This window comes from Pigmentiphaga humi, from assembly GCF_900606115.1.
GTDB lineage: Bacteria > Pseudomonadota > Gammaproteobacteria > Burkholderiales > Burkholderiaceae_B > Pigmentiphaga > Pigmentiphaga humi.
On sequence record NZ_UWPJ01000039.1, the window covers coordinates 19,386 to 44,607 of the forward strand.

Annotated in this window: 24 protein-coding genes, 1 tRNA gene and 1 pseudogene; 19 read left to right on the forward strand and 7 right to left on the reverse strand. The window is 67.0% G+C overall.

Annotation, left to right across the window (positions count from 1 at the left end):
• Positions 1–62: 62 nt before the first annotated feature.
• The 5 genes from PIGHUM_RS21765 to PIGHUM_RS21785 form a co-directional block, all read right to left on the reverse strand.
• Positions 63–923, reverse strand: coding sequence for an ABC transporter ATP-binding protein (locus tag PIGHUM_RS21765; RefSeq protein WP_124081817.1), 861 nt, complete (start codon positions 921–923; stop codon positions 63–65).
• Entirely contained in the window at positions 920–1,825 is a 906-nt protein-coding gene (locus PIGHUM_RS21770) for an ABC transporter permease (protein ID WP_124081818.1), read from the reverse strand. The genes PIGHUM_RS21765 and PIGHUM_RS21770 overlap by 4 nt, the downstream gene beginning before the upstream one ends.
• A 2-nt stretch (positions 1,826–1,827) precedes the next feature.
• On the reverse strand, positions 1,828–3,261 hold the full coding sequence (locus tag PIGHUM_RS21775) for an ABC transporter substrate-binding protein (RefSeq protein WP_124081819.1): 1,434 nt from the start codon (positions 3,259–3,261) through the stop codon (positions 1,828–1,830).
• A gap of 101 nt (positions 3,262–3,362) precedes the next feature.
• Positions 3,363–4,157: a GntR family transcriptional regulator gene (locus PIGHUM_RS21780; RefSeq protein WP_124081820.1), complete on the reverse strand. Its 795-nt coding sequence runs from the start codon at positions 4,155–4,157 to the stop codon at positions 3,363–3,365.
• Positions 4,158–4,585: 428 nt separating this feature from the next.
• Positions 4,586–4,915 carry a KGG domain-containing protein gene (locus tag PIGHUM_RS21785; protein ID WP_342773229.1) on the reverse strand — a complete coding sequence of 110 codons (330 nt, stop codon included), beginning with the start codon at positions 4,913–4,915 and terminating at the stop codon, positions 4,586–4,588.
• A gap of 181 nt (positions 4,916–5,096) precedes the next feature.
• On the opposite strand from PIGHUM_RS21785, the gene PIGHUM_RS21790 reads away from it, so the two are divergent.
• The 3 genes and pseudogenes from PIGHUM_RS21790 (at position 5,097) to PIGHUM_RS21800 (ending at position 6,048) form a co-directional block, all read left to right on the forward strand.
• Complete coding sequence (locus PIGHUM_RS21790; RefSeq protein ID WP_124081822.1) at positions 5,097–5,582, forward strand: thermonuclease family protein; 486 nt, start codon at positions 5,097–5,099, stop codon at positions 5,580–5,582.
• Between the two features lie 47 nt (positions 5,583–5,629).
• A pseudogene (locus PIGHUM_RS21795) lies at positions 5,630–5,722 on the forward strand (IS3 family transposase); the annotation flags it as partial.
• Positions 5,723–5,781: 59 nt separating this feature from the next.
• Entirely contained in the window at positions 5,782–6,048 is a 267-nt protein-coding gene (locus PIGHUM_RS21800; RefSeq protein ID WP_124081823.1) for a hypothetical protein, read from the forward strand.
• 93 nt (positions 6,049–6,141) lie between these two features.
• Here the strand turns inward: PIGHUM_RS21800 and PIGHUM_RS21805 are convergent.
• A tRNA-Cys gene (locus PIGHUM_RS21805) sits at positions 6,142–6,215 on the reverse strand.
• A 196-nt stretch (positions 6,216–6,411) separates the two neighbouring features.
• Between PIGHUM_RS21805 and PIGHUM_RS21810 the strand changes: the two genes are divergently transcribed.
• The 16 genes from PIGHUM_RS21810 to PIGHUM_RS21880 all read left to right on the forward strand — a co-directional run bounded on the left by PIGHUM_RS21810 (position 6,412) and on the right by PIGHUM_RS21880 (position 24,515).
• The gene (locus tag PIGHUM_RS21810; protein ID WP_187697815.1) at positions 6,412–7,503 is read left to right on the forward strand and encodes an ABC transporter ATP-binding protein; all 1,092 of its coding nucleotides are present in this window, start codon (positions 6,412–6,414) and stop codon (positions 7,501–7,503) included.
• Positions 7,504–7,548: 45 nt separating this feature from the next.
• On the forward strand, positions 7,549–8,514 hold the full coding sequence (locus PIGHUM_RS21815; protein ID WP_124081824.1) for an ABC transporter substrate-binding protein: 966 nt from the start codon (positions 7,549–7,551) through the stop codon (positions 8,512–8,514).
• Positions 8,515–8,518: 4 nt separating this feature from the next.
• A complete protein-coding gene (locus PIGHUM_RS21820) occupies positions 8,519–10,186 on the forward strand; it encodes an ABC transporter permease (RefSeq protein WP_124081825.1) in 1,668 nt (555 codons plus the stop codon).
• Between the two features lie 94 nt (positions 10,187–10,280).
• Positions 10,281–10,943: a GntR family transcriptional regulator gene (locus tag PIGHUM_RS21825; RefSeq protein ID WP_124081826.1), complete on the forward strand. Its 663-nt coding sequence runs from the start codon at positions 10,281–10,283 to the stop codon at positions 10,941–10,943.
• A 22-nt stretch (positions 10,944–10,965) separates the two neighbouring features.
• Positions 10,966–12,348, forward strand: a complete 1,383-nt coding sequence (locus tag PIGHUM_RS21830) for a malonyl-CoA decarboxylase domain-containing protein (RefSeq protein WP_124081827.1) — start codon at positions 10,966–10,968, stop codon at positions 12,346–12,348.
• A 46-nt stretch (positions 12,349–12,394) separates the two neighbouring features.
• On the forward strand, positions 12,395–13,366 hold the full coding sequence (locus tag PIGHUM_RS21835; protein ID WP_124081828.1) for a Bug family tripartite tricarboxylate transporter substrate binding protein: 972 nt from the start codon (positions 12,395–12,397) through the stop codon (positions 13,364–13,366).
• 55 nt (positions 13,367–13,421) lie between these two features.
• Positions 13,422–14,276 (forward strand): enoyl-CoA hydratase/isomerase family protein, encoded by an 855-nt coding sequence (locus PIGHUM_RS21840; RefSeq protein WP_124081829.1) that lies wholly within the window; start codon positions 13,422–13,424, stop codon positions 14,274–14,276.
• Positions 14,273–15,811: a malonate--CoA ligase gene (locus PIGHUM_RS21845; RefSeq protein ID WP_124081830.1), complete on the forward strand. Its 1,539-nt coding sequence runs from the start codon at positions 14,273–14,275 to the stop codon at positions 15,809–15,811. Before PIGHUM_RS21840 ends, PIGHUM_RS21845 begins: the two co-directional genes overlap by 4 nt.
• A 500-nt stretch (positions 15,812–16,311) precedes the next feature.
• A complete protein-coding gene (locus PIGHUM_RS23965) occupies positions 16,312–16,470 on the forward strand; it encodes a hypothetical protein (protein ID WP_160142389.1) in 159 nt (52 codons plus the stop codon).
• A gap of 44 nt (positions 16,471–16,514) precedes the next feature.
• Positions 16,515–16,808: a PqqD family protein gene (locus tag PIGHUM_RS21850; RefSeq protein ID WP_160142390.1), complete on the forward strand. Its 294-nt coding sequence runs from the start codon at positions 16,515–16,517 to the stop codon at positions 16,806–16,808.
• Positions 16,809–16,869: 61 nt separating this feature from the next.
• Positions 16,870–17,769 (forward strand): HPr kinase/phosphorylase, encoded by a 900-nt coding sequence (locus tag PIGHUM_RS21855; RefSeq protein WP_124081832.1) that lies wholly within the window; start codon positions 16,870–16,872, stop codon positions 17,767–17,769.
• Complete coding sequence (locus PIGHUM_RS21860) at positions 17,766–19,787, forward strand: prenyltransferase/squalene oxidase repeat-containing protein (RefSeq protein ID WP_124081833.1); 2,022 nt, start codon at positions 17,766–17,768, stop codon at positions 19,785–19,787. The genes PIGHUM_RS21855 and PIGHUM_RS21860 overlap by 4 nt, the downstream gene beginning before the upstream one ends.
• A 14-nt stretch (positions 19,788–19,801) precedes the next feature.
• Entirely contained in the window at positions 19,802–20,038 is a 237-nt protein-coding gene (locus PIGHUM_RS21865) for a hypothetical protein (RefSeq protein ID WP_124081834.1), read from the forward strand.
• 37 nt (positions 20,039–20,075) lie between these two features.
• The gene (locus tag PIGHUM_RS21870; protein WP_124081835.1) at positions 20,076–22,013 is read left to right on the forward strand and encodes an asparagine synthetase B family protein; all 1,938 of its coding nucleotides are present in this window, start codon (positions 20,076–20,078) and stop codon (positions 22,011–22,013) included.
• Between the two features lie 100 nt (positions 22,014–22,113).
• A complete protein-coding gene (locus PIGHUM_RS21875; RefSeq protein WP_124081836.1) occupies positions 22,114–23,970 on the forward strand; it encodes a diguanylate cyclase domain-containing protein in 1,857 nt (618 codons plus the stop codon).
• Between the two features lie 92 nt (positions 23,971–24,062).
• Positions 24,063–24,515 carry a DUF1178 family protein gene (locus PIGHUM_RS21880; protein WP_124081837.1) on the forward strand — a complete coding sequence of 151 codons (453 nt, stop codon included), beginning with the start codon at positions 24,063–24,065 and terminating at the stop codon, positions 24,513–24,515.
• Positions 24,516–24,660: 145 nt separating this feature from the next.
• Here the strand turns inward: PIGHUM_RS21880 and efp are convergent, their stop codons facing one another.
• Complete coding sequence (gene efp / locus PIGHUM_RS21885; RefSeq protein WP_124081838.1) at positions 24,661–25,218, reverse strand: elongation factor P; 558 nt, start codon at positions 25,216–25,218, stop codon at positions 24,661–24,663.
• Positions 25,219–25,222: the final 4 nt, after the last annotated feature.

A 25,222-nucleotide genomic window follows, 5' to 3' on the forward strand; every position in this document is an offset into this window, starting at 1 on the left:
GAGCGGCGAACGGATATCCGCCGTGTCGAAAACAAGAAAGAGCCGGGCGTGCCCGGTTGCCGTCACAGCATGCGGCTGACGCCGTCGGGACCGACTTCCATGCCGAACCCGGCCATGCCGCCAGGCCCCAGCTCGGCGCCCATGGCCGCCAGCGATTCCTCGCGGATGAGGGCTTTCAAGCGATGGACGAGGTCGGTGAACGCCTTGGTGCCGGTCATGGCCGCGTTGCGCGGACGCGGCAGGGGGACGTCGATCTCGGCCTTGATCCGGCCGGGCCGGGAGGTCATCACGTAGATGCGGTCGGAAAGGAAGACCGATTCCTCGATATCGTGCGTGATGAACAGGACCGAAATGCGGAACTGCTGCCACATATTGGTGAGGATCTCCTGCATGACCGCGCGGGTCTGCGTGTCCAGGGCGCCGAAGGGTTCATCCATGAGCAGGACCTGCGGACTGGTGGCGAGCGCGCGGACGATGCCGATGCGCTGCTTCATCCCGCCCGACAACTGGTCGGGGTAGTGATTCTCGAAAGCGAGCAGGCCGGCCAGCCCCAGCAGCGTGCGCGCGGAGGCGATGCGCTTGCTGGTGGGGACGCCCGCCATCCTCAGGCCGAATTCGACGTTCTTGCGCACCGTCAGCCAGGGGAACAGCGAATACTGCTGGAAGACGACGCCGCGCTCGGCGCCGGGTTTCCTGATTTCTGCGCCGTCGAGCGTGGCCGTGCCGCGCGTGGGCCGGGCGAATCCGGCCACGATGCTCAGCAGCGTCGATTTGCCGCAGCCGGACGGGCCGATGAGCGAGACGAACTCGTTCGGGTTGACCGTGATGGAAACGTCCTTCAGCGCTTCGGTGCGCGCTTCCCCGGACCCGAACACCACCTCGATGTCGCGGCACTCGACCAGGCCTTTCCTGGGATCGTTCATTTCTTCGCTCCGCTTGCGTAGGCCAGCCACGGCGTGGCCATGCGGCCCGCCAGGCGTATGGCGCCGCTGCAGCCCAGGCCCAGCACGCCGATGGTGATCATGCCCAGCACGATGGCGGGGTAGTTCACGAGGGAGTAGGCTTCCCAGGTGTAGTAGCCGATGCCGAACTGGCCGGAGATCATCTCGGCCGCGATCAGCGATACCCAGGCCACGCCCATGCCTATCGCCAGGCCCGTGAAAATGTGCGGCAGCACGCCGGGCAGGATCACGTGCCGGAACAGCTGCAGTTCGCCCGCTCCCAGGCAGCGGCCGGCGCGCAGCAGCACGCCGTCCAGGGAGCGCACGCCGTGCACCGTATCGAGCAGGATGGGAAAGAACGCGCCGAGAAAGGTGATGAACACGATGGAGGTTTCACTGGTGGGCCACAGCATGATGGACATGGGGACCCACGCGATGGCCGGTATCGGCCGCAGGACCTCCACCGCCGGCATGACCAGTTCGCTGACGCGGCGGTAGCGTCCGACCATCAACCCCAGCCCGACACCCAGCGCGACGGCGATGCCGAAGCCGGCGAGTATCCGCCTGAGGCTGGTGAGAATGTGGGTCGAGAAGTTGCCCGACAGCCCGATGGTCGCGGCCTCCTGGAGCACCGCGTACGGCGTCGGCACGTTCTTGAAGCGGATGTAGAACTCGACCTGGTAGCGGGTGCCGAGATACCACAACAGGAACAGGCTGCCGATCGATGCCACGGCCAGGGCTGCGGCCACGCCGTGCTCGCGTACGAGGGCCCGGGCGGCGCCGGCCCATGCCCCGGGCTGGCGCGCTCGGTCGCGCTCGGCCGGCACGGCCAGGCGCTCCATCGCGGGCCGCTCCTGCAACAGGGATGTGGAGAGGCGGTCCATGCTCAGCGCTCCGCGCTGCCTGCAGCGGCCAGCGCCTCGGCGTAGCCGGCGAGCTTGCCGCCGTTCTTGCCGGCATCGGCTTCGGCGTCGCGCTTGAGCAGGTAGGGGGTGATGCGCGGCTTCTTCGGATCGCCGCCCAGGGTATAGAAGGCCGCGTCGGCGAAGACCTTGATGCCGAGCGTGCGGTCGACGAGATAGACGGCGTCGAGCTGCTTGCCCTCGGCGGTGAGCTGCTTCACGCCGGCCAGCGTGCAGGCGGCGGAGCTGAAGGGCAGGATGTCGCCGCCGCGCACCCATATCTGCCCGGATTCCTCCGGCCTGGAGACCGCCGTGCCGCATACCGGGTCCTTGCCCCGGACCACGTAGTTGGAGAAGGAGGCGAGCTGCGCGCCGTAGTCGAGACCCGACTCCTGGTAGGCGCTGCGCACGTAGCTGTCATTGACCCAGGCCGCGATATCCAGGTCCTTGATCATGTTGAGCTTCTTGAGGACGCCGTAGTCGGCCTTGAGCGCTTCCACCCAGCGGGGCTTGATCGTCGGATCCAGCGTATGGATGCCGCCCGGGCCCAGGAATATGTAGGCCACTTCCTTGTCGATGCGGGTCCATGATGCGATCTTCTCGGCCGCCTCCTTGGGGTTCTTGCGCAGCCATTCATTGGCCTCCATCATGGCCTTGATGTAGGCCACGACGATCTCCGGGTACTTTTCGCCGAAGTCCTTGCGGACCACCACGCCGTGGAAGGTGGGCTGCCCGGTTTCCGCGCCGTCGTAGATCTTGCGGGCGATGCCGCGGAAAGGCAGCAGCTCGGCGAAGGGCACGAAGTCGCCATGCGCGTCGATGCGCTTTTCCTGCAGGTTGGTGCTGCCGACCTCGGGCGATTGCGAGACCAGATTCCAGAATGTGGCGGGCAGCCCCCTGCTTTGCAGGGCCTGCAGCATCATGCCGTGGGCGGCCGAGCCGAACGGCACGGACACGGTCTTGCCCTTCAGGTCGCCCAGTTCGTAGTACGGCGAATCTTTCGGCACGACGATGCCGTTGCCGCCGCCGACGGCGTTGTAGGCGATCACCGCGACCAGCTGCGTTTCATTGCCGGTGGCCTGGCCGGTCGCGCCGTTCACCAGCAGCGGATAGTCGCCCATCATGCCGATCTGGATGTTGTCGGCCATCATGCCGTTGGTGATGGGCGGACCGGACGTGGCGTTCTGCCAGCTGATGTTGTATTTGACGCCCGCGTACTTGCCGGTCTTGGGCAAGTGTTTTTCCAGCAGCCCCAGTTCCTTCAGGACGATGCCGCCGGTCACGGTGTTGGTCGTCGTGTTCTGGGTACCGATACCCAGAGCGATGGTGGTTTGTGCGCGCGGCGAGACCGTGAACGCGAGAGATGCCGACAGCAGGGCCAGGCCGGCGACCCGGGGCGCGAGAGAAGCGGTACGCATAGAGAACTCTCCGAAAAGAGAATGGACAGAGGCTGTACTTCTTGCTGCTTGCCATGGATGGCGCGCCGCGCCGCGAACGATGCGGCCGCTTTCCATGCTGGCTATTCAGCCGCCCGCGCGACGCGGACCTTGAACTGAAAGCCGTCTCCTCGGTAGTAGAGTTCTTCGTATTCGAGCGGATCGCCGCCGCGCGTATGGATGACCCGTTCAATGAACAGGATGGGCGATCCTTCGGCCACGCCCAGCTTGGCGGCGAGGTCTTCGGACGCCAGCATCGACGTCATCTGCAGGTCGGCATAGCCGAGCGGAATCTGGAAATCGTTTTCCAATATCGAGAACACGTCGCGGTTGGCCAGGTCGGCCTTGGCCAGCCGCACGCCGATCTGGGTAGGCAGATAGGAAACGTCCACTGAGATGGGCTCGCGGTTCAGGAAGCGCAGGCGGCGCAGTTCCGTGACCTTCGCGCCCTTGGGCAGGCCCAGCTTGTCCTTGACCTGCTGCGGCGGGCGCACCGCGCGCAGGGAAAGCACTTTGGAATGGGTCTCGTATCCCATCTGCCGCATCGCGGTCCCGAAGCCTTGCAGGCTGCCCAGGTCCTGGAACGCGCGCGGCCGCGAAACGAAAGTGCCTTTGCCATGGATGCGGAAGATCAGGCCTTCGCTCTGCAGATTGCCCAGCGCCTGGCGCACCGTGATGCGGCTGACGTCGAAGGCGGCCATCAGGTCCGCCTCGGACGGCATCTGCTGGTTGGGCTGGTAAGTGCCTTCGAGAATGCGGCCGCGGAGGATCTCGGTGATCTGCGCATAGAGCGGCGTGTGGCTCTGGAGCCGGATCGGCTGCGCCGGGTCTTGCAAGGCAATGACGTTCAGGTCGGGACGGGGCAGGACGGTGGCCATGGCAGCTCGATATGACTCGTTATGACAACGTGTTTCAATAAGCAAACCGCATGCCAGCGGCCCTTCTCCTGGGAAGAAGGGCTTGCGGGGACTGTGGACTGGCTGCGCGCGCCCCTATCGGGGTGCATCGCGCACTAGGGTGGCGCGGCTTCGGCGCCGGCCCGGTGCATGGGAGCGGGGATCTCGATCCGCCAACTCATTGAAGCCGGACGTTTCCCGAGCCGTGCGGCCGCAATGGCGCAGGCTGCGGGTGGGGCCGTTGCAGCCCGCATCGCGCAGGCGGCATAGTCCGGGAAGGATGTCGAGCCGTCGCCGGCATACTGGCGCAGCCCCGGTGGTTGTGAAGCAGCCGGGCAGAACGCCCGGCTGCTTTAACGTTGCCGCCCGACTACTACATAGGCGGCAGGTCTAACCGTCAGCTCGCCGGCTTAACGGTTCTTGTGGCTTTGGCTGCCTGCACGAGCATGTTGCTCGGAGGAGCCGCCGCGCGTACCGCCGCCTTGCTGCTGGCCGGCATTGTTCTGCTGTTGCTGTTGCTGTTCCTGCTGCTTTTGTTGTTGCTGTTGTTGCTGTTGCTGCTGCTGTTGTTGTTGCCCGCCATGGCTCTTCGAGCCCGCCTGCTTGGCTTCCTGCGAATTGAATTCATGGGCGGTGCCCGCGGCGTGTGCCGCGCGTCCGCCTTCCGCAGCGATGTTCCGTTGCTTTTCCGGGTCCATTGCTCCAAACCCGCGGTTCGAATTCTGGCTATTGGCCATCATGCTCTCCTTAAAGGTTCCACAATGCTGCGGCATGCAGCTGGGAGAGGTTTCGCAATTGGCGTGCCTGAGGGGCGCAAGGGCGAACCCGGAGCTCAGCAGGGGCGCGCGTTTACATTGGACGTGTACACGTTGCTCTGCCATTGCCGCGGAGAGCGGCATTATCGGCTACGATCCCGCCCAAATGCGCATCCTCCCCATCCTCGTACTGCTCGCGGCAACCGTCCTGCCTACGCTGGCCCAGGCCCAAACCTGCACCGTCGCCAATGTCCACGACGGCGATACGATGCGCTTGCGTTGCCCTGGCCAACAGAAAACCATTCCGGTCCGCCTCGAGCGCATCGACGCGCCGGAACTGCGGCAAGCGGGCGGTATTGCCTCCCGCGACTTTCTGCGCGCGCTGTGCCCGATAGGCGGCCCGGTCACCTTGACCGTGTACGGCCGCGACCGTTACCGCCGCACGCTGGGTGATGTGGATTGCGGGAAGGGCAGTGCGCAGGAAGCGATGCTGCAGTCCGGCAATGCCTGGGTCTACATGCTCAAGTTCACCGCAGACCGCCGGTTGATGGCCATTCAGCGAGCGGCGCAGATCAAAAAAACGGGGCTATGGGCCCGGCCTGGGCCTCTGCCGCCTTGGGAATGGCGCAGGCGGCACGCAATAGGCGGCTGATGGACAGGAAACCCTTTCCGAACTAACGCGATGCAGCGGCCATCTGCCAATACATCCACTACTACAACCACGAACGCATCAAGCTCAAACTAAAAGCCCTGAGCCCGGTGCAGTACCGGACTCAGGCCTTGGCCGCCTAGCTTTTAACTGCCCAACTTCTGGGGGGCAGTTCACAGTGCGGGCCTTTTTTAGCGACTCGATGGAAATTCTCAACTACCTAGAAAGCGACCTGTTCCATGGGGCGCGGTTCGATGTCGGGCTTGTGGAGAACGATTGGGCCTTCACCTTGCCGATCTCGAAGGCGACCCAGACCAGTGGCATGCCCGGCGCGCGATGGCGCGCGCAGATCGGGTGGGACGACAACGGGCTGAATGACGCAATTGCCCACGCTGGAAGAAGGCCTCTTGGCCCTTATCGCATCGTTTTGCGGAAATGGTGGGATTTGCGGAAATCGCTCCGGTGCTGAACCGGACAGAAAATCCCCACACACCATCGCGCCGGACGGCCAAGCAAAAAGCGCCGGACCTTGCGGAAACGGCGCTATTGCTGGGGAATTCTGTGGAGGCGCGTGCCGGAGTCGAACCGACCTACACGGATTTGCAATCCGGTGCATAACCGCTTTGCTAACGCGCCGTGGGTAAAGCAGAGAACGATAGATTATGCCTAAAACTGACATGAGTGGCAAATCGCCGCACGCCATTTTCCGCATGCCTGGGGCAGGCTGTCACAACTGCGTCATGCGGCGGACATAGTATCCCCACGGTTCTGCCGCGCCGTCCCGCTGCTCATCCGAGCCGGGAGCCGCGCGGTCCATCATCCGTGCTCGCCTGTGTCCGATCATTCTCCTTCTTCTCTTGTCTCGTCCGGCGCCGCCATCGACATCGCCGGGCTGGTGCAGCGTTTCGCCGCCCAGACCGTTCTGGACGGCATCGATATCCGCCTCGATCCCGGCCGCGTGCTGGCGCTCCTGGGGCCGTCGGGCTGCGGCAAGACGACGCTGCTCAAGCTGTTGGCCGGCCTGAGCCGGCCCACCGAAGGGCGCATCGCGATCGGCGGGGAAACCGTGGTGGATGCGCGCACTTTCGTGCCGCCGGAGCGGCGCGGGCTGGGCATGGTGTTCCAGGACTACGCGCTGTGGCCGCACATGAGCGTGGGCGCCAATGTGGCGTTTCCGCTGGAGGTGCGCGGCGTGGCGCGGCGCGAGCGGGCCGCGCGGGTGACCGAGGCGCTGGGCATGGTCGGGCTGGCGGGTTTCGAAGCGCGCGAGCCGGGCAGTCTGTCCGGCGGGCAGCAGCAGCGCGTCGCCCTGGCGCGGGCCGTGGTGGCCCGCCCGCGCGTGTTGCTGTTCGATGAGCCGCTTTCCAACCTGGACCGCGATCTGCGCGAGAGCTTGTGCGCCGAGATCGGCCAGTTGCTGCGCGAGCTGGGCACGACGGCCGTGTATGTGACGCACGATCACGAGGAGGCGTTCTCGCTGGCCGATACGGTTGCCGTCATGCGCGCGGGCAAGGTCTGCCAGATGGCGCCGCCGGAGCTGCTGGTCAACGAGCCGGCCAGCCTCGAGGTCGTAGAGTTCCTCAAGCTGGGCGCGCTGCGGCAGGGTGTGCGTACCGAGCGCGGGTGGCGCCTGGCCGGCGGGCTGGAGCTGGTGAGCCCGGAGCCGCTGGTGGGTGCGGCGGTGGGCCCCGGCCATCTTTTCATTCCCCACGCCGCGCTCCGGCCCGGTCCCAGCCACGCTTTGCGCGGCCAGGTGATCGCGCAGCGCTATCGCGGCGGGCACTACGCGACCACCGTGCGGGTGGGCAGCGATCACGAAGCGTTCGATCTGGCCTGGCTGACCGACCAGCGCATGCCGTTGCGGCATGCCGTCGGGCTGGATCTCGATTGGAGCCGCCTGCGCTGGTTTCCCCAGGCGGCCTGATTTTTCCCGGCTTTACCCAGCCATTTTTTCGACTCAGGAATCTCCATGATGACTCTCAAGCCTCTGATGGGCGCGCTGGCGCTCGGCACCCTGCTGGCCGCTGGCCAGGCGCACGCCCTGACCGTCTATACCGCCGGCCCGGCCGGGCTGATCAAGCAGCTCGCCGACGATTTCAAGAAGGAAACCGGCGTGGCCGTCGAGGTGTTCCAGGCCGACACCGGCAAGGTCATGGCGCGCCTGGAAGCGGAAGCCTCGAATCCGAAGGCCGACGTGGTGATCTCCGCTTCGTGGGACAGCGCGCTCGACCTGGACAAGCGCGGCTGGCTGCTGCCCTACGCGAGCCCGAACGCGGCCCAGGTGCCGGCGGCCTACAAGGGGCCGAGCTATGTCGCGCAAGGCATGTCGGCGCTGGCCATCGCATGGAATGCCAAGAGCGGCACGCCGCGCCCGGCCGATTGGAACGACCTGACCAAGCCCGAGTTCAAGGATCTGGTCAACATGCCCGATCCGGCGCAGTCCGGCACGGCGCTGGAACTGCTGTCGGGCCTGCAGTCCGCGCGCGGCGACCAGGCCTGGCAGCTGTTCCAGGACCTTAAGGGCAACGGCATGGCGATCGCGGGCGCCAACGCCCAGGCCATGAATCCGGTGCTGCAGGGCGCCAAGGCGGCGGTGTTCGGCGCGGTGGACTACGTGGCGCTGGACAGCCAGGCCAAGGGCGAAGCCATCGAGGTGATCTTTCCGGCCAGCGGCACGGTGGTGGCGGGCCGCCCGATGATGATCCTGAAGTCTTCGCAGCACCAGCAGGACGCCAAGCGCTTCATCGACTTCGTGCTGTCCGACGCCGGCCAGGCACGCGTGGCGGCGACCTACCTGATTCCCGCGCGCCAGGACGTCAAGGCCAAGCGCCCGGTGATCAAGGAGATCAAGTCCCTGCCGATGGAGAACGAGGCCCAGCGGGCCGGCCGCCAATCGCTGCTGGCGCGCTTCAGCGCGCTGTTCGGCCGCAAGTAGAGCGATGCGCGCGAACGTCGTGCTGATCGGCGCCGCCGTGGCGGCGCTGGCGGTCCTGGTGGCGATGCCGCTGGGCTTTGTCGCGCTGCAGGCGATCTTTCCGCAGCTGGCGCAGGGCTCGCTGGCCGCGCCCTTGTCGCACCTGGCCGGTACGCTGGGCGACCCCCGCCTGGTGGAACTGACCCTCAATACCCTCAAGCTGGGGGCGGGCGTGGTGCTGGCGGCGGCCGCCATCGGCATTCCCCTGGGCACGCTGCGCGGCTTGTTCGCCTTGCCGGCGGCGCGCCTGTGGGACGTGCTGATGCTGGTGCCGTTCATGATCCCGCCCTACATCAGCGCGCTGGGCTGGATCATGCTGCTGCAGCCGCGCGGCTATCTCCAGCAACTGCTGGGCATTCACGCTGGCCCCGCGCTGTTCTCGTTCGGCGGCGTGGTGTTCGTGATGACCTTGAACGTGGTGCCCGTGGTCTATTTCGCCGTGTCGCGGACCATGGCCGCCTCGGGATCTCGCCTGGCGCTGGTCGGCCGGGTGTGCGGCGGCGGCGCGTGGCGGTGCTTCCTGCGCATTACGCTGCCGCTGGCCTTGCCGGGCATCGCCGCCAGCCTGCTGCTGGTGTTCGCGATGGCGATCGAGGAATACGGCACGCCGGCCGCGCTGGCCGCCAATGCGGGCTTTTTCGTGCTTGTGACGGGCATCGAGCGGCGTTTTTCGGAATGGCCGATCGACCTGCCTGGGGCGTCGGTGCTCTCGCTGATCCTGGTGGCGCTGGCGATGCTCGCGTTCGCCTGGCAGCGCCGCATCGTGCGTGGACATGGCTACGAGACCACCACGGGCAAGCCGATGCGCGGCGAGGCGCTGGCGCTGGGGGCCTGGCGCTGGCCGGTGGTCGCGCTGTTCGCGCTGGTCGCGGGCATCGCCACGTTCGCGCCGCTGTTCGCCATTGCCGCGACCGCGTTCAGCCGCACGCTGTCCGGCGGACTGGCGCTGGGCAATATGTCGCTGGTGCACCTGCAGGCGATCGCGGCGAGCGGCAGCGATGCCTTGCGCGCCTTGCTGACCAGCCTGGCGCTGGGACTGGGGGCCGCCGCGGTGACCGGGGTGGTGGGGGTGCTGGTGGCCTATTGCGTGGTCAAGACGCGCACGCGCGGCCGCGTCGTGCTGGATGCCCTGGCGGTGCTGCCCAACACCATGCCCGGGGTGGTGGTCGGCGTGGGCCTGATCCTGGCCTGGAACCAGGGATTCTGGCCGGCCACGCCGTACAACACCTGGGGCATCCTGCTGCTGGCCTACTGCTGCCTGCTGTTGCCGTACCCGGTGCGCTATTCGCAGGCGGCGCTGATGCAGATCGGCGATAGCCTCGAAGCCGCGGCGCGCGTGCATGGCGCAGGCATGCAGACGGCCTTGATCCGCATTCTGCTGCCCTTGCTGCTGCCCAGCCTGGCGGCGGCCATGCTGCTGGTGTTCGCGGTGGCTTCGCGCGAACTGGTCGCTTCGCTGCTGCTGGCGCCCACCGGGGTGCAGACGGTGTCGCTGTTCATCTGGCGTCAGTTCGAGCAAGGTTCGATCGGGCAGGGCATGGCCATGAGCCTGGTCACGGTGGCGGTGACGACCACGGTGATGCTGGGGGCGACGATCTGGCTGGAGCGTCGCCAGGCGGGCAGCGCTGTATAAGTAGTCTCTGGAATCTGTGTATTTATAATTAGTTCTTGTATACAAGAACGGATTCGGGCAAGATGGGCTCATCCCATCCGGCCCGGGCCCGTCCATGTCCCTCGAGAAAAAGCGCTCCGAGACGCTGCGCGAGACCATCGAAGAGCTGATCGCCGTCGGCGAACTGGAGCCGGGCGATCCGCTCGATGAAACCGTGCTTGCGCATCGCTTCGGCGTATCGCGCACGCCGATACGCGAGGCATTGATACAGCTGGCCTCGGCGGGGCTGGTGGAGATGCGTCCGCGGCGCGGCGCGCTGGTGGCCCAGATCGGTCCTCAGCGGTTGATCGAGATGTTCGAAGTGATGGGCGAGCTGGAGGCCATGTGCGCCCGGCTCGCCGCACGCCGCATGGGCGCCGCCGACCACGCGCGGCTGCTGGCTGCGCACCAGGCGTGCCAGGCCTCGCGCGATGCGGGCGACGCCAATGCCTATTACTACCTCAACGAGACCTTTCACCGGACGGTCTACGAACTGGGGTACAACGCCTTCCTCACGGAGGAGGCCGTCAAGCTGCACCGCCGGCTGGGTCCCTACCGGCGCCTGCAATTGCGCGTGCGCAACCGCATCGCGGTTTCCTATGACGAACACGAGGGCATCGTCCAGGCCTTGCTGGCCGGCGATGCCGGCCAGGCCGCCGAGCGCGCACGCGAGCACGTGCTGGTGCAGGGCCAGCGCTTTGCCGATCTGATGGCCTCGCTGCCCAGGCCGGCGGAATGATTCCTGAGGAGATGCATCAGCCATGACCGAAACCCTCAACCGCGACGAACCGGCAGCGGACGAACTGCGCCCCAGTGTGCCCGACCCGCAATCCGCGCCCTCGCTGCTGGCGCGCTGGAGCAAGTGGCTGGGCCGGCCGGTGGCCGAGCCCGAGCGCGGCGATGAAGCCCGGCCGCTCAGCGCGCGCGAGGCCAGCCGGCAGCGCAGCCTGCTGCAGCCGTGTTTCCAGGCGCGTCTCACCGACGTGGCAGCCAATCGGGCGGCGCGCAGCTGGCAGGAGCAATACCTGGCCGCCGATGCGCCGCGCCGGGGCGCGATGCTGGAAGTGCTGGCCGAAGTCGGGGCAAGCGCGGGCCCTGCGGCCGACAAGACGGCTGCCGACGGCGCCTCCGATTTGCCGCGTGCGCTCTCGCATGCGCGGGTACGCTTTTTCAAGCGCCTGAATGCGCTGCCGGACGGCCTGCCGTTCCTGCTTGCGCTGCGCACCGACATGCTCGAATGGCGTTCCCGCATTCCCGCATTGCAGGGCCTGGATGCCGACCTGGAGGGACTGCTGTCGAACTGGTTCGACGTGGGATTGCTGGAGCTGCGCCGCATCACCTGGGATTCCCCGGCCTCGCTGCTCGAGAAACTGATCGTCTACGAGGCCGTGCACGAGATCGCGTCGTGGGCGGACCTGCGCAACCGCCTGGACTCGGATCGGCGCTGCTACGCCTTCTTCCATCCGCGCATGCCGAACGAGCCGCTGATCTTCGTGGAAGTCGCGTTCTGCGCGGAGATGGCGGACAACGTCCAGCTCCTGCTCGACGAGGGCGCGCCGATGGAAAACCTGGACAAGGCGCGCTGGGCGATTTTCTATTCGATCTCGAACACGCAGCAGGGCCTGCGCGGAGTGAGCTTCGGCAACTTCCTGCTCAAGCGGGTGATCGAGGAGCTCAATGCCGAATTACCCAAGATCAAGCGTTTCGCGACCTTGTCGCCTATCCCCGGTTTCTGCGCCTGGATGGCGCGGCTGGGCAGGGACGAACTGCTTGCCGCCGCCGGCAAGCCGGGCGCAGCGCTGCTCGGCGACGACGATGGCGCGGCCCTGGCCGCCCGCTTGCGCGCGGCAGCGGACCCGCCGCAGGACGAGGGCCTGCAGGCCCTCGCGATGCGGCTGGCGGCGCGCTATCTGGTGGCGCGCAAGGGGCCGCTGCCGCTGGATGCGGTCGCGCGCTTCCACTTGGGCAACGGCGCGCGCATCGAACGGCTGAACTGGGGCGCCGATCTTTCCCGGAAGGGACGCAGTCAGTCCGCTTCGATGATGGTGAACTATGTCTATGAATTGGACGCGCTGGACGACAACCTTGCCCGATTGAGCGAGGGCCGGCCCGCCATGAGCCGGGGTGTTTCCCGGTTGCTTTGACCACGCAGCACGCGGTACCTGCACACTACAAAATAGGAGACAGCAGATGAAACGCAGCATTGCCTGGTTTGCCTGCATCACGGGGTGTGTCGCAGCGGCGGGGCCGGCATGGGCCGCCGAACCCTGGCCGAGCAAGGCCGTCACGGTCATCGTGCCGTTCCCCGCCGGCGGCGGGACCGATGCGTTCATGCGGCCGCTGGCGCAGCAGTTGTCCGCCCAGCTCGGCCAGAGCGTGGTGGTGGACAACCGCGGCGGGGCGGGGGGCACCGTAGGCGCGGCCATCGCGGCGCGCGCGGTGCCGGACGGCTACACCTTTTTCGTCGGCGGCGCGCATCATGCTATCGCGCCGTCGTTCTACAAGGGCTTGACCTACGACATCGAGAAGGATTTCGTTCCGGTCACGCTGATCGCCCAGCCGCCGCAGATCATCGTCGCGGCGCCCGCCGCGCCGTTCAGCGATCTCAAGGGACTGGTCGCGGCCGCGCGCAGCCAGCCGGGCAAGTTCAATTTCGGCTCGGCCGGCAACGGCACGTCGCACCACCTCGCCGGCGAGCTGTTCAAGCTGCAGGCGGGCGTGGACCTGACCCATGTTCCCTATACCGGCGCGGGACCGATGCTGCTCGCCCTGATGGGCAGCCAGGTGGACCTGGCCTTCGACGGCCTGGGGTCCTCGGCCCAGCACATACGCGGCGGCAAGGTCAAACCCATCGCGGTGGCCGCGCCGGCCCGCTCGTCGGCCTTCCCGGACGTACCCACGGCGGCCGAGGCGGGGCTGCCCGGCTACGAGGTCTCGACCTGGTACGCGATGTGGGCGCCCAAGGGAACTCCTGCGCCCGTCGTCGAGCGCATGTACGCCGAGGTGCGCAAAGCGCTGGAGAAACCGGAGATCAAGAAGGTCTGGCTGAGCAACGGCTCCGAGGTGCCGAGCTATACCTCGGCCGAGTTCGGCACTTACCTGCACAACGAAGTCGAGCGCTGGGCCAAGGTCGCGAAAGACGCTGGGATCAAGGCCGACTGATGGCGGACCGGCAAAGCCGGATCCGCGGCGCCCTGGGTCAGGCGAGACACTAGAGATGAGTGATATAGCAGAAGAACGGACTGCCGAGGGACAGGGCCGCATCCTGGTCGCGGACGAGGGCAGCGTCCGCTTCGTGACGCTGGCGCATCCCGGCAAGCTCAATGCGCTCGGCGCCGCCATGTGGCGCGGGCTGGCGGGTGCCATACAGGAGGCGGCCGGCCAGCCGGGATTGCGCTGCGTGGTGATCCGGGGGGAGGGGAAGGACTTCGCGGCCGGCGCGGACATCGCCGAATTCCCGGCGCTGCGCGGCACGCGCGAGGCCGTGCGGCATTATCACGAGTCCACCATCGCTCCCGCCTTGCGGGCCATCGCGGAATGCCCGCTGCCCACGGTCGCCATGATCCGCGGTATTTGCGTGGGCGGCGGCCTGGAGATCGCCTGCAGTTGCGACCTGCGCGTGGCGGCGCGCAGCGCCCGGCTGGGCGCGCCCATCGGCCGGCTGGGTTTTCCCATGGCGCCCGCCGAATTGTCCGGGCTGCTGGCCGTGGCCGGCCGCGCGACGACTCTGGAACTGCTGCTCGAAGGCCGCCTGCTCGATGCAGCCGAAGCCTATGCGAAAGGGCTGCTGACCCGCGTCGTGGACGAGGGCGAACTGGAGCAGGAAGTGTCCCGCACCGTCGCGCGCATCGCCGCCGGCGCGCCGCTGGCCGCCACGCTCAACAAATCCATGGTCCGGCGCCTGGCCGCGGCGCAGCCCCTGACGGAGGAAGAACTGGCCGCGTTCTTCGACTACAGCGATACTCCCGATCACCACAAAGGCGTGGCGGCATTTCTCGAAGGCCGCCAACCGGCGTTCGGCAGGCCCGGCCGCCGGGACGAAACGACATCAACGACCGAAGACGAACAATGAACGACGAGAACCTGTATTCCCTGCTGGCCAGTGGCTTTCCGGCGGATCGCGATACCGTGTGCATCGAGGCGCCCGGCGCGGGCGACTACAGCTGGCGCGAGGTCGAGGCGCTGTCTGCGCGCATGGCCAACCTGCTCAAGTCGCTGGACCTGCCCGACGGGGCGCGGGTGGCCGCGCACGTGGAAAAGTCTCCGGAAGCGCTGCTGCTCTATCTGGCGACCTTGCGTGCCGGATATGTCTACCTGCCGCTGAACACTGCCTACCAGGAGGCCGAGATCGACTATTTCCTGGGGGACGCGGAGCCGTCCGTGGTGGTGTGCGCCGGCAAGAACCTGGAGTGGGTGAGCCGCTGCGCGCAGCGCGCCGGCACCGCCCACGTCTATACGCTCGACGACGACCAGACCGGCACCTTGCTCGACGCGGCGCGGCAGGCCGCGCCGGAGCACGCCGTGGTGCCGCGCGCCGCCGGCGATCTCGCCGCGATCCTGTACACCTCGGGCACCACCGGACGCAGCAAGGGCGCGATGCTCACGCACGGCAACCTGGCTTCCAATGCCCGGGTGCTGCACGAATATTGGGGCTGGCGCAGCGACGACGTGCTGCTGCACATGCTGCCGATCTTCCACGTCCACGGCCTGTTCGTGGCCGCCCATGGCGCGCTGCTGGCCGGCGCCAGGATGATCTGGCTGCCCAAGCTGGACGTGAACGCGGCGCTTAGGCTGCTACCGCGCAGCACCGTGATGATGGGCGTGCCGACGTATTACGTCCGCCTGCTGGCCGAGCCGGGTTTCGGCCGCGAGACCTGCCGCAACATGCGGCTGTTCGTCTCGGGCTCGGCGCCGCTGCTGATGGAAACCTTCGACGATTTCCGCGAGCGCACCGGCCACACCATCCTGGAGCGCTATGGCATGAGCGAGACCGTCATGCTGGTTTCCAACCCGTACGACCCGGCGCAGGGCGAGCGCCGCGGCAGCACCGTGGGCATGCCGCTGCCCGGCGTCTCGGTGCGCGTGGTGGACGACGCGGGCCAGCCTTGCCCGCCGGGGACGATCGGCAACATCGAAGTGCGCGGCCCCAACGTCTTCCAGGGCTACTGGCGCATGCCCGAGAAGACCCGGCAGGAGTTCACGGCGGACGGCTGGTTCAAGACCGGCGACGTCGGCCGCTGGGGCGGGGAATCCGGCGGTGCGGCCGTGCCGGACGGCTACCTGACCATCGTGGGACGCAGCAAGGACTTGATCATCTCGGGCGGCTTCAACGTCTACCCCAAGGAGATCGAGAGTTTCATCGACGACATGCCGGGCGTGGCCGAAAGCGCGGTCATCGGCGTGCCGCACCCGGACTTCGGCGAAGCCGTCGTCGCCGTCGTCGTCCCCAAGCCCGGCGCCACCCTGGACGAAGCGGCCATGATCGCCACCCTCAAAGCCCGCATCGCCAACTTCAAAGTCCCCAAGCGCCTGCACATCGTCCAGGAACTGCCCCGCAACACCATGGGCAAAGTCCAAAAGAACGTCCTGCGCGAGACCTACGCTTGAAACTTGCGCTGAAGCTTTTCTCAGACCCAGGGCACAGCGGATCAGGCTCCGCCAGTCCGCCAGCGCCGCCCCCCCTTGGGGGGCCCGCGTAAGCGGGTAGGGGGGTGTACAATCCCTCTCGTGCGCCCGTGACGAAATTGGTAGACGTAGCGGACTTCCGTAAAAGTGGAGTGCCCTGGACGAAAGTCCGGGAGTAGAACCCGTCAAATTCGGCGAACCCCTGGCACGGGAACGCCGAGCCAAGCAGGCGGCCCATGCGGGCCGCCGGGCGTGTGTAGAGACTCGACGGCGGGGGCCTAAGGCCGGCGCATCACGATGCGCCGGCGACGGTCAAGGCAGAGTCCAGACCCCAAACGGCATTGCCCTGGCGCAATCCGGCTGCGCGAGCAGTAGCAGGTAAGAAAATCCGCCGCCGCAAGGCGTACCGGTTCGATTCCGGTCGGGCGCACCATAGTGTTTCCTCGACAAGTGGGTACTCAAAAATGATTCAGAAGGCGAATATGACCCAGCAGATCCAGCCTTCCCCGCACTTGTCCACCGAGGCTGACGAGGACGGCCGTGCGCCTTATCTGAAGCCGGAGCTCCTGGACAGAGGCTCGGTGGCAGAGCAGACCCGCTTCGGGGCTGCAGGCGCCCAGGACGGCGACACCTATTCTTGAACCGGTTGGATCCCCGCGCAGGCGCTATGGGTCATCAGGCAGCCATGATGCTTAGCAGACGCCCGGATGCCCTGTGGGCCGATTTCGACGGCCAGGTGATGGTCATGAGTATTGCCTTCGGGCGGTATTTCGAGATCAGGGGCGTGGGCACGGAAGTATGGAAGTTGCTCGACACCCCGCGTGAACCGGCCGATATCGTCCGGCACATCCTGGCCAAGTACCGGGTGGATATCGCGGATTGCGAGCGGGACGTCAACGCGTTTCTTCAACGCGCGCTCGAGGCAGGCCTGCTCGTCGATGAAGCCTGCCGGGCGGCCAACGAAGGGCCCGCGTGCTGACCCCGATCGGCACGCGGCGAGGCAGACGACGTTGACGCGGTTGAAGTACAGGCTGTATGGGGTGACGCTCGAGACACCCTACATGCTGCCGGGCGTTCCCCCGGCCGCCGCAGGCAGCACCGCCGACGTGACGGTGCTGTGGGAAGGACGGGACGGTTGCCGTTCCGGCTGGAAAACCCTCGAGCCGTCCACGCAGCCCCACGCCCCCGAGGTCGGAACCACCGCGGACGGAGAGACCTGTCTGGCCTGGCGCGAAGGTTCGGAAGGCATGCTGTGGATCGTGGCCGCCGATGGATCCTGTGTCCGTCTGTATTGCGCCGAGCATCATTTCGTCCATGCCGCTGCGATGACCGTCGGCCTGATACTCGGCGTGGTGCTGCAGCGGCGCGGCGTATTGTGCCTGCACGGCGCGGCCGTTTCCTGGAAGGGGCGGTCCCTGGCCGTGCTGGGGGCCAGCGGCTCGGGCAAGTCCACGCTGTCGGCGGCCCTGGTTGCCCGCGGCGCAACTCTGTTGGCCGATGATCTCGTGGCGGTCACCCAGGCCGCCGGCGCGCCTGCCGTCGAACGAGGCTGCCTCGGGATCCGCCTGCTGCCGGCGTCGCTCGAGCAGGGGATCGTGCCGGCCGGCCGGAATGTGGGCAAGGCCATCCACCATGGCAAGCATCTTTGGGACCTGTCCGCGGAAGCTGAGCTGGGCGAGCGCGCATGTCCTCTGGAGGGGATATGGGTTCTGCGCCCGGCGCCGCAGGATAGCGGCGCATTTGCCATGGCCGCTTTGGCGCCGATGGACGCCATGCGCCAGTTGGTCTCGAACTGGTATCCCCCTTCGTTGTTCCGGTTGATGGAGCCTGCGGCGTTTTCCAGGATGCGGGAGCTTGCCTGCGACGTGCCGGTGCGGGCAGTGACGTATGGACACCGCTGGTCTCATCTCTCGGCATTGGCGGAGACGCTGCTCGCATGATGCCTGCCTCGTTGACGCCCATCCTCGCGTTTTCGCTCGCGCACCAGGGTTGGGAGATGTCGTCCGGCCTGTCCTGGCTGTCGAGCCTGTTGCCGGCCGTGGCCTGTGCCGGCGTCGAGTTCAGGATGGACGGCAAGGCTGAAGGCGTGATCGATCTGCAGCAGCGCATCAAGAGCGCTGCGGACGTCGAGCGTCTCCGTCTGCGCGTCGGCGGCCTGCTGCAGCGCGATGGGGGCGAGGTCCCGGCGTGCTGGAGGATGCTGGAGCATGCCATCGGGCTCGGCGTGTTCGAATTGCCATTCGATGAGTGTTGGCTGGAACTCGACCACGTGGCGCAGGGGCAATTGCCGGCGCTGTCCTGTTTCATCAAGTTCGACGATCGCGTGGACGCGCCGGATCTGGCGGTCCGCGCGGAACGATGGCTGGCATGTTTCGGCCAGGCCTTGGGCGACGGCGCGCGCAGTGTGCTGCAGCGATGCCAGGCCGCGTGCCGGCCCGGCCAGCGCGTGTCGTATCTCGGCTTCATGCTCGGACGTCCGGGCGCGCCGCTGCGCTTGATCGTGGAAGGCGTCGCGTGGGATGGCTTCCAGCCGTTGCTGGGCGGGATCGGCTGGCAAGGCGACGGCGAGGCGCTGCAACGCGAACTCGACTTCCTGTTCGGCCATTTCGACCGCATACGCCTCGCGCTGACAGTGGGCGATGCCGTCGAAGCGGCGTTCGGGCTCGAATGCTTCGTCGGCCGGTCCGGCGAGCGGGACATGCGGTGGTCCGGCGCGCTCGGCGCGCTGGCTGGGCGCGGGTTGTGCACCGAGGCGCACCGGCGGCGGATCGCGGCCTGGCCGGACACCGCAACGCCGGCAACCGCCAGCGCGCCGTGGCCGGACGCCATGCTGATCGATGCCCTCGCCAAGGGGGCGAATTGGCTGGGCCGGCTCGACTTTCGCATCAGCCATGTCAAGCTCGGGTTCGACGGCAAGGCGCTAGCGGGGGCCAAGGCCTACCTCGGTTTCGTGGAAACCTGGGAGGATCTGGCCGCGCCGGCTTCTGTCGCCGATCCCGCGCGCCGTGGGACAGGCCCCAGGTCCGCGGGCGAGGCATGCGGCGCTGCCCTGGACTTTCTGCTGGACAGCCGCATGCCCGGGGGATGGTGGCTGGATTATCCGGGATTGCAGAACGCCAGCGATGAATGGGTGAGCGCGTACGCCGCCAATGCGATCCTGGACCATGCCGGCGATGCGGCGGCGTTGGCCGCGGCCGCGCGGGCCTGGTCGCTGCTGAGTACGAGCACGCGTGACGGATGGGGCTGGAATCGCGTCAAACCGGCTGACGCCGACAGCTCCATCTGGGCGTTGCGCCTGGCCGCGCGGCTGGGCGCGGCGGGAGCGAGGCAGGCGCATGCGGGGCTGGATTTCCTGCGCGCCCACATGAGCCAGAGCGGCGGCCTGCGCACTTATGCGCGCGAGTGTGTGAAGCAGGGCCCGCACAGCCAGCCCATGCTGCCCGCGTGGTTCGACGTGCAGGATTGCGTGACCGCCGCGGCAGCAGGGCTGGAGGCTTTCAAGGAAGGCGCGCTGGGCCATCTGCGTCGATCGCAAGGCCCGGAGGGAGCATGGACGTCCTATTGGTGGGTGGACGCGGCGTATCCTACCGCGTTGGCGGTGGAGGCCCTGGCCGCCTCGCCGCAGCCTGGCGACCGGGCAATCATCGGCCGCGCGGTCGATTGGGCGGCCCGCCGCTGCGTCCCTGCAGCCGGGGAAGACGGCGCGCGGTGCGGGGGGCCGTTTTCCCGCGCACTCCTGGCGCGCATCCTGGGCCATGCCGCGTATCCGGATAAAGCGTTGCTGACGCGTCTCCGGGACGGCCTGTTGCAGGACCAGCTCGCCGACGGTTCCTGGACGGCGTCGGCCTGGATGGCGATTCCCCTGGAAGGACGCAGCCTGATCGTGGTCGACGGAGCGCGGATCATCACCTCCTCCACGGTCCTGGCCAGTCTCGCCAGGCTGAGGCATGTGGTGTAAGGAAGGGAGCGAATATGCAAAACTGTCATGCCGGGCATGAAAGCGCCATCCAGTCCGCGCTGCATTTCATCCGGCACCTGCGCGGCGCCCCCGGGTTGGCGGCGCAATTGGGCGTCGGATCCGGCCTGGCCGCCCTCGGGGATCTGGTCGAATCGGGCGCGCGCCTAGGCTGGGTGTTCGACGAAGACGCATTGCGTGCCGCATTCCGCATCGAGTGGACGATGCGTGCGGCATTGGTCCGCCGCCCGTGAACGTATGGTGCCGGGTTTTTCTTCTTGAGGATTCGATGTGACCGCGATTGCCGGCCTGGTTCGATTGGATGGGCAGCCCGCGTCTCGCGCGGCGCTGGAGCGCGTGCAAGGCGTCCTGGCTCCTTATGGTCCCGACGCCAGCCAGTCCTGGCTGCGCGAGAGCGCGGGTTTCGTGCGCACACTGCTGCGGATCACACCGGAAGACAGCCTGGATTTCCAGTTGCCCTATGACGCGGCCAGCGGCACGTTGGTGCTCTTCGACGGCAGGCTGGACAATCGCGAGGAACTGGCGGACGACCTGGGAATCGGCGGCGCCGAACTGGCCACCCTGGCCGACGGCATGCTGACGCTGCGCGCGTGCCTGCGCTGGGACGACGGCACGCCATCCCGCCTGCTGGGCGATTTCGCGCTGGCCTGCTGGCAGCCTTCGCGCAGGCGGCTGTGGCTGGCGCGGGATCCCATGGGAGCGCGTCCGCTGTTCTGGCACCGCCACTCGGATTTCTTTGCCTTTTCGACCATGCCCAAGGGCTTGTTCGCGCTGCCCCAGGTGCCGCGCGAACTGGACGAGGAGGCCTTGCACGACGGAATGTGCCTGTTGCCCATGACGGGTCCGCGATCGCTCTTCAAGGACGTCTGGCGCATCGAGCCCGGCCAGGTGCTGACGCTGGAGCAGGGCCGCATCGCGGCGCGCCGCTATCACGATTTCGATACGACGCGGGAGCTGCGCCTGTCGAGCGACGACGACTATCTGGAGGGCTTTCGGCACGAGCTGGAGCGTGCCGTGGCGCGGCGCTTGCGCAGCCGCGGCGCGGTGGCCTCGCACCTGAGTTCCGGTTTCGACAGCGCCACGGTCACGGCGATAGCGGCGCGTCAGCTGGCAGAGCGGGGGGGCCGGCTGCTGGCCTACACGGCGGTGCCGCGGGAGGGCTATGCGCTGCCGTCGCCCAGGGGGCGGTATGGCGATGAAGGACCGGGTGCGCGCGCGGTCGCAGCGCGGTTTCCGAACATCGAGCACGTGCTGATCCGCAGCGGCGCCGTTTCCCCGCTCAAGGGCCTGATGCGCGCGATGGAACGCCTGGACCGCGGACCGGCCAATCCGTGCAACCAGGTCTGGATCGACGCGATCGAAGCGGATGCCGTGCAGCGCGGCGCGCGCGTGCTGCTGACCGGCCAGATGGGCAACATGACCATCTCGTACTCCGGCGAACCTTACCTTTCCGAGTTGCTCGCGCATGGAGCCTGGGGCGAATGGTGGCGGGAACTCAGGGCCTTGAAACGGCACGGCAGCCGGCGCTGGCGTGGGCTGCTGGGCGCCTCGCTGGGGCCGTACCTGCCGTCCTGGCTGTGGCGGGCCACCTTGCCCCTGCGCGAGAACGGCGTGAGCGCAGTGACGAGCTATATGGCCATCAACGAAGCTTTCATGGCGCGCATGGACAGCCCGCGGCGGATACGTGCCGCAGGCTGGGATACCACCTGTCAGCCCTGGGGCGACGGGCGGAAAATGCGCATTGCCGTGCTGCGCCGCATGGATTGGGGCGATAGCTCGGCGGCGGCCAACGCAGCGGGGTTGGAAATGCGCGATCCCACCGCCGACCTGCGGCTGATCGAATATTGTCTTTCATTGCCCGGGCACCAGTACCTGCGCGGCGGCCAGACCCGCTGGCTGCTGCGCCGCCTGATGGGCGGCGTATTGCCGCCGGAGATACTGGGCGCCAAAGAGAGAGGCCTGCAGGCCGCCGACTGGCATGAAGGCGTGTCGGCCGACCTGGCGGGCCTGAAGGCCGAGTGGCAGCGCCTGAGCGAGCATCCGACGGTCGGCCGCTACCTCGACCTGCCCGCGCTGCGCAAGATCCTCGACGATTGGCCCGAAGAGGGCTGGCACGACCACCGGGTCATCGGCACCTTCCGGATGAAGCTTTTGCGTGGATTGGCCGTGGGAGCGTTCGTCCGCTATGTGGACGACCGAAATTCCTGAGACTTGCGGGGCGAAAAAACGCCAAGTTGGCATGAAGAGGTATCATCGTCGGCAATTGGATGTATAGTCCAGGCAACTTTTTGTAACTGATGATCGGTTCATGCGCTGGCTTACGTTATGGACCACCTTGGTTGTCGCGTGTTTTGGCCTGACGTGTGCCGCCGCGCTGTACGACACCCGCCAGGATGCCACGCGAGCGGCGCGAGATGCCACGGTCAATCTCAGCCGGGTGGTGGCCGACGGTATCGGTCGCGACATCGAGCTGGTCGACCTATCCCTGCAATCCATGCTGAACGGCCTGCGGATCGCCGACGTCGAGAACCTCGACGCCGAGAGCCGCCATCGGCTGCTGTTCGATGGCGTGCCGGAGATCCGCGGCGTGGGCACGCTGGTCGTGCTCGACGCGGAAGGCTCGATGGTGACCGATTCCAAGCTCGTTGCGGGCCGCGGCCTGAATTTCGCCTACCGGGACTACTTCCGCGTCCATCGCGATGCCGCCGACGTGGGCATGTTCATCAGTCGTCCTTTCTTTTCGGAGATGGCCAAGCTGTGGTCGATCGCCGTGAGCCGGCGCGTCACGCAGCCGGACGGCAGCTTCGGCGGCGTGGTGGTGGGGACGCTGCGGGTCGCTTATCTCGAGAACATGTTCCGCCAGCTGGATCTGGGCGCGAATGGCGCAATCATCCTGCTGCGCAGAGACGGCACCGTGATGGCGCGCTATCCGAGCATCCAGGGAGCACTGGGTTCGCGGCTGGCGGATACCGAACTGTTCAGCCAATATCCGGCGGCCGAGCTTGGCAGTTATCATGCGGCGTCATCCGCCGATGGGATCGCGCGCTTGCATGCCTATACGGCGGTGGACGAGCATCCGCTGGTGGTGGTGGTCGGGCTGGCCGATCTGGACATCTACCAATCGTGGCGCAGCAAAGCCTGGGCCATCGGCTTGCTGACGGTGCTGCTGTGCACGGCGACCTGGGTGCTGGTGCGCCAGCTGCGCCGCGAGTTCTCGCGGCGCCTGGCGGCCGAGCGCAGCGCCCTGCGCAACGAGGCGCGCTATCGCGTGCTGGCGGAGAACTCCGCCGACATCATCGCCATCAGCCGGGTCGACGGCGTGGTCACGTATATTTCGCCGGCCATCAAGGATGTGTTGGGGTGGGCGCCGCAGGAGATCGAAGGACACAGCCTGCATGATTTCGTCCGTGCCGATTATCTGCCGCTGGTGCCGGGCAAAACCCAGGCCTGGCCGCGGGTCCTGACTTTCCCCGCCTGCCACGCCGATGCCTCCTGGATATGGCTGGAAGCCAGCGTGCGGCAGTTGCCGGCCGAGATGGGGGACGAGCGCTACATCCTGAATATCCGTGACGTCTCGCGCCGCAAGAAAGTGGAGGAGGCGCTGGAGGCCGAGAATGCGCAGCTGCTGGCGATGGCCGCCACCGACGGCCTGACCAATCTGGCGAATCGGCGCAGTTTCGACGAAGTGCTGGAGCGCGAGTGGCGGCGTGCCGCGCGCGACGACGAGCCGTTGGCACTGCTGCTGATCGACGTGGATCATTTCAAGGCGCTCAACGATCACTACGGCCACCAGCAGGGGGACCAGTACCTGCGCGCCATCGCGCAGTTGATCAAGAGCTGCATCCGCCGGCCTGGCGATACCGCGGCCCGCTATGGCGGCGAGGAGTTCGCGGTGCTGTTGCCCAATACCGACATCGACGGGGCCTTCCTGCTTGCCGAAAAGATACGCAACGCAACGCAGGCGGCCCGGATTCCGCACCTGCAGAGCGAGCTCGGCGTCATGACCCTCAGCATCGGGGTGGAAGCCATGGTGCCCCACGGCAGCCTGGTGGCGGCCGCGCTGGTGCGCAGGGCCGACACGGCGCTCTATACGGCCAAGCGCCAGGGGCGCAACCGGACCTGCCCCTACGATCCCGGGCAGCAGGCCATGCCTCGCAGAGCCTGATCCAGCAGGCCAGGAGCGGGATTGCGGTACCATTGTTCCATCACTTATACGCAGGACGCGCCCGCTCGCCAGCGGGTGCAAGGCGCAACTCCATGGCATTCAAGGTTTTCGATCTGCAATGCGGTCACGGCCACGTTTTCGAAGGCTGGTTCAACTCGCATGATGATTTCGACGCGCAGCGCGAGCGCGGGCTGATCTGCTGTCCGCTGTGCGACAGCAAGTCCATAGACAAAAAGCTGTCTGCGCCGATGCTGAACGTCTCGGGCAGCAAGGCGCCGGCCGAGCCTGCGGCTCGCGCCGTCCCGGGCAGCCTGCCGCCCGCCCATGCGCAAGCGGCCGCATTGCAGCACTTGCGGGAGGTCTTGCGCAAGACCGAGAACGTAGGCGAACGCTTCGCCGCCGAGGCGCGCCGCATCCATCATGGCGATGCCCCGGAGCGTCCGATCCGGGGAGTGGCGACGCATCAGGAACAGCAGTCGCTGGCCGAGGAGGGCATCGCGGTGGCCGCGATTCCCGCGATGCTGGACGACGACCGGCTGCAATAGCGCAAGCCAGGAACCGGCACTGGTGGGCTGATTTGAACCCAGGGCGCCGCGGATCCGGCTTCGCCGGTCCGCCAGCGCCGCCCCCTCGAGGGGGCCCGCGTAAGCGGGTAGGGGGGTGGGCTTTGTTAGCGGTAGGGGTGGGGCTTTACTTCACGCGGCTGCGGTATTCGCCGGTGCGGGTATCGATTTCGATCTTGTCGCCGATTTCGCAGAACAGCGGCACGGGCAGCTCGTAGCCGGTATTGACCTTGGCGGGCTTCATCACCTTGCCGGACGTATCGCCGCGGACGGCGGGCTCGGTGTAGACGATCTCGCGCACGACGATGGTGGGCATCTCGACCGAGATGGCGCGGCCTTCGTAGAAAACGACCTCGACGGGCATGCCTTCCTCGAGGTAGTGCAGCGCATCGCCCATGCTTTCGGCTTCGACTTCGTACTGGTTGTACTCGGTGTCCATGAAGACGTACATGGGATCGGCGAAGTACGAGTAGGTGCACTCGCGGCGCTCGAGCACCAGGATTTCGAATTTTTCGTCGGCCTTGTAGACGGATTCGGTGCCCGAACCGGTCAACAGGTTCTTGAGCTTCATCTTGACGACGGCGGCGTTGCGGCCCGACTTGTTGTATTCGGTCTTCTGGACGACCAGGGGATCCTTGCCGACCATGATTACGTTGCCGACACGCAGTTCCTGAGCGATTTTCATTGGG